Source organism: Methylobacterium sp. CCH7-A2, from assembly GCF_001557075.1.
Classification (GTDB): Bacteria; Pseudomonadota; Alphaproteobacteria; order Rhizobiales; family Beijerinckiaceae; genus Allobosea; species Allobosea massiliensis.
This window is the reverse complement of record NZ_LSKN01000311.1, coordinates 1-406: the sequence shown is the minus strand read 5'-3', so window position 1 is coordinate 406 and position 406 is coordinate 1. Positions and strand designations below refer to the sequence as shown.

The following is a 406-nucleotide window of genomic DNA, read 5'->3' as shown; positions in this document are numbered from 1 at the left end:
CGGGTCCAAGCCCAACCGCCGCGAAGAGCGGCGCCTGCAAGGGCGCGGATCGACCGTCGACGGAAGATGAGATCAATCGTTCGCGGCGCAGCCTCCCTTGCGGGCGGCCGCTCGCCAGCGGCACCAGTGGTCGGCTCAATGAGCCGGCCGACGATCGTGGGGATCGAATTCGTGAATGACGTGCAGATCGTCTGCGTCGTCGATCTCGTCGCTCGGCAGCACCCCATAGGCGCCATCGATCTGGAAAACCGTCACCGCGACCATCAGCGTGCGGGCGAGTGCGAAGGCGTGGCTCTGGGCAAGGACAAGATCGTTCGACATCGTGAGGCTCCATCCGGGAGCGGGGGAATTCCGCTCGATGGCTCCTCGAAGGGCCGGGGCCGGTCGCGATCACCGCGAAGGCGTC

Annotated in this window: 1 protein-coding gene; it reads right to left on the bottom strand. The window is 66.7% G+C overall.

Annotated elements, in window-relative coordinates:
- Positions 1 to 135: 135 nt before the first annotated feature.
- Positions 136 to 321: a hypothetical protein gene (locus AX750_RS24535; protein WP_067255136.1), complete on the bottom strand. Its 186-nt coding sequence runs from the start codon at positions 319 to 321 to the stop codon at positions 136 to 138.
- Positions 322 to 406 lie beyond the last annotated feature (85 nt).